Source organism: Sandarakinorhabdus rubra, assembly GCF_010994245.1.
Lineage (GTDB): Bacteria > Pseudomonadota > Alphaproteobacteria > Sphingomonadales > Sphingomonadaceae > Sandarakinorhabdus > Sandarakinorhabdus rubra.
This window is the reverse complement of sequence record NZ_WMHO01000251.1, coordinates 1-3,369: the sequence shown is the minus strand read 5'-3', so window position 1 is coordinate 3,369 and position 3,369 is coordinate 1. Positions and strand designations below refer to the sequence as shown.

4 protein-coding genes are annotated in these 3,369 nt (G+C 69.8%); 2 read left to right on the top strand and 2 right to left on the bottom strand.

All coding sequences use genetic code 11. From position 1 onward, the window contains the following. Positions 1-625: substrate-binding domain-containing protein (locus GJV64_RS12770; protein ID WP_205599630.1), on the top strand; the 625-nt coding region annotated here is incomplete at its 5' end. Positions 626-636: 11 nt separating this feature from the next. Beyond that, positions 637-1,782, top strand: a complete 1,146-nt coding sequence (gene tgt, locus GJV64_RS12765; protein ID WP_164157680.1) for a tRNA guanosine(34) transglycosylase Tgt — start codon at positions 637-639, stop codon at positions 1,780-1,782. Positions 1,783-2,008: 226 nt separating this feature from the next. On the opposite strand, the gene GJV64_RS12760 is transcribed toward tgt, so the two are convergent. Both GJV64_RS12760 and GJV64_RS12755 read right to left on the bottom strand, forming a co-directional pair. Then, a complete protein-coding gene (locus tag GJV64_RS12760; protein WP_164157678.1) occupies positions 2,009-3,127 on the bottom strand; it encodes an NAD(P)/FAD-dependent oxidoreductase in 1,119 nt (372 codons plus the stop codon). Then, positions 3,124-3,369 (bottom strand): alpha/beta hydrolase (locus tag GJV64_RS12755; RefSeq protein ID WP_205599629.1); only part of this gene is annotated, 246 nt, incomplete at its 5' end. The genes GJV64_RS12755 and GJV64_RS12760, both read right to left, overlap by 4 nt.

The window sequence follows — 3,369 nt, the reverse complement described above, 5'->3', positions numbered from 1 at the left end:
CGCGGCGGCTCTGCGCAGCGACGGTCCGGCGATGGTCAGGGTGACGGCCACCGAAACGGTGATCGCCGATCGGTTGGCGCCTGCGCTGCCCCGCCTGTGGGCGCGCCACCCCGATATCGCCGTCACCCTGCAGAGCCAGGGCGCGGTGGTGAGCCTGGCGGGTCGCGAGGCCGACATCGCGGTGCGCATGTCCCGCCCGGACGGCGCGGCGCTGATCGTCCGTGCGCTGCCGGCTGAACAGGTGGCGCTATTTGCGAGCCCCGCCTGGCTGGCCGGGCGTTCGCCTGCTGACGTGGTTGCGGCCGATGGCCCGATCCTGGCCTATGACGACAGTTTTGGCCGCATCCCGGAAATGGCCTGGCTGGCCGGGCTGGGGCTGGCCGGGGCGGTGCGGCTGGCTACGGGCTCCACGCGCGCGCTGCTCACCGCCACACAGGCCGGGGCGGGCATCGGCCTGCTGCCGCGCCGGATGGCGGCCGGCCTGATCGAGATCCCCACGGCCACCCCGGCGCCGGTCAGGGTGCCGTGGCTGGTGGTGCACCGTGATGTGGCCCGCCTGCCCGCCGTCCGCGCCGTCAGCCGGTGGATCACGGGCGTTTTTGCAACCGGCGGCAAAGCCGGCTAAGCGCGCGCACCATGACGGCGCCGCGCTTCCAGTTCGAGGTTCATGCCCGCAGCGGCAAGGCGCGCGCCGGCACGATCCGGATGCGCAGGGGCGATATCCGGACCCCGGCCTTCATGCCGGTGGGCACGGCTGCAACGGTGAAGGCGATGCGCGCGTCTGAAGTGCGCGCCGCCGGGGCAGACATCATCCTGGGCAACACCTATCACCTGATGCTGCGCCCCACCGCCGAGCGCATTCATCGCCTCGGCGGCCTGCACCACTTCATGGGCTGGGAACGGCCGATCCTCACTGACAGCGGCGGCTACCAGGTGATGAGCCTGTCGGGCCTGACAAAGCGCACGGAGGAAGGCGTCACCTTCGCCAGCCATCTCGATGGCAGCCGGCACCTGATGAGCCCGGAACGCTCGATGGAGATCCAGCGCCTCCTGGGCAGCGACATCGTGATGGCCTTTGACGAACTGGTGGCCCTGCCCGCCCCCCGTGAGGCGGTGCAGGCGGCCATGGAGCGCTCCATGCGCTGGGCGGCGCGCAGCCGGGCCGCCTTCGATGCCGGCACGGATCATGCGGCCGGCGCGGCGCTGTTCGGCATCCAGCAGGGTGGGCTCGACGAGCGGCTGCGCGCCGAATCGGCCACCGCCCTTCGCGCCATCGGCTTTGATGGCTACGCCATCGGCGGGCTGGCGGTGGGCGAAGGCCAGAAGGCCATGTTCGGCGTGCTCGATTATGCCACCGACCAGCTGCCAGCCGAGGCGCCGCGCTACCTGATGGGGGTTGGCAAGCCGGATGACATCGTGGGCGCCGTCTGCCGCGGTGTCGACATGTTCGATTGCGTGCTGCCCACCCGTTCGGGGCGCAACGGCCAGGCCTTCACCCATGATGGCCCGCTCAACCTCAGGAACGCCGCTCATGCCGAGGATCTGCGGCCGCTGGATGCCGATTGCCATTGCCCGGTATGCCACGGTCCGCACGCCACTAGCCGCGCTTATCTCCACCATCTGGTGAAGGCCGGCGAGATGCTGGGCGCGATGCTGATGACCCAGCATAACATCGGTTTCTATCAGCAGTTGATGGGCGATCTGCGGGCCGCCGTCGCGGGTGGATATCTGGCGGATTTTGCCGATCGCTTCCTCGCCCGATACCGGGGACAGCGCGGCTGAACGGGGCGGGGATCCGGGGATGGCAACACCATACACGCCATCCCCGGCCCTCACCCACCAAACGCACAAAGCAAAGTCGTTACCAGCTGCTGCAACGCGGTGAAGGGGCGGGGCCCGAAGTGGCGGGCCATCACGCGCTGCAACAGCGCAAACGGTCTACACGCTCTGCCGGCTCGCCGCAGTGCGGGCCTCTACATATGTAAATATGTCGCAGGGGTGGCGCCGCTCATACGAAGCGGCGCGTGGCCAGCCAGGGCGCCGGGTCCAGTTCGGGCGTGCGGCCCAGCAGCATCGCGGCGCACAGCCTTCCGGCCGCCGGCGCCGTCTGGATGCCGAATCCACCCTGCCCGGCGCACCAGAAGAAGCCTTCCACCCCGTCATCGAAGCCGAACAGCGGCAGCCGGTCCGGCGCGAACGTGCGCAGGCCCGCCCAGCTCGATTCGAGCCGCTTCACCGCCACCGTCGTGGCCTGCTCGAACCGGTCGATGACCACGGCCAGGTCCATCTCGTCGGGGCGGACATCGTGCGGCACGTCCGGGATCTCGTCATGCGGCGACAGCCACAGCCGATCGGCATCGGGTTTGAAATAGAAGCTGCCATCGCTGCTCATCACGGTCGGCAGATCGGCCGGCGGCACCGGATCGATGCGCAGCACCGCCATGGTGCGCCGCAGGGGCATCAGGCCCCGGGGCGCAGCGCCGGCCAGCGCCGCCACGCCATCAGCCCAGGCCCCCGCGGCATTCACCAGCAGCGACGCGGTCATGTCACCGGCCCGCGTGGTGATGTGCCAGCGGCCGGCGCGGCGCTCCAGCCCGGTCACTTCGGCATCGGTGACCAGCGTCATCCTGGCTCCGCCGGCGCCGCGCAGGAAGCCCTGGTGCAGGGCGGCAACGTCGATATCGTGGCAATCAGGCTCGATCAGCGCCTGCCGACACCATGCGGGTTTCAGCATCGGCCCCACCGGCGAAGCGGCCAGCGCAACGGCATCCAGCCAGCGATAGTCCACCTTGCCTTCGTCAAACTCGGCCGCCACCCGCTCCAGCCCGCCCGGGTCTTCCGGTGCCTCGACCATCAGGCTGGGCCGGTGCTGGAGCAGCGGCCCAAAGCCGGCCGGAGGCTCGCCAAAGAAGGCGCGACTGGCGTGGCTCAAGGGCACCACCGCCGGCCCGCCATAGCTTTCGATGAAGATCGCCGCCGATCGCCCGGTGGTGTGATAGCCGGGCCGCTCTTCCATTTCGAGCAACAGCACCCGCAACTGCGGGGCGGCCTCCAGCAGAGCCCAAGCGGTGCTGGCACCGGCGATGCCGGCGCCGATGATTGCGATGTCGAAATCCGTATTTTTCACTGCGTTTGGCTCAGAAAGGTGAGGATGCGTCTGAACACGTTGCTGCGCAATGGCTCGGCTTCGCGCAGCAGTTCGTGGGCCGCACCCGGTATCGTTTCACACTGCCCATTCGGCATGCGCGCCACCAGCCGCTGCGTCGCCGCACTGTCGACCAGCTGGTCCTCCGCCGGCACCAGCGCCAGCAGCGGCACGGTGATGGCCTCCGCCACGCCCGGCGCCGCCAGTGCAGCGCAGCCGGCCAG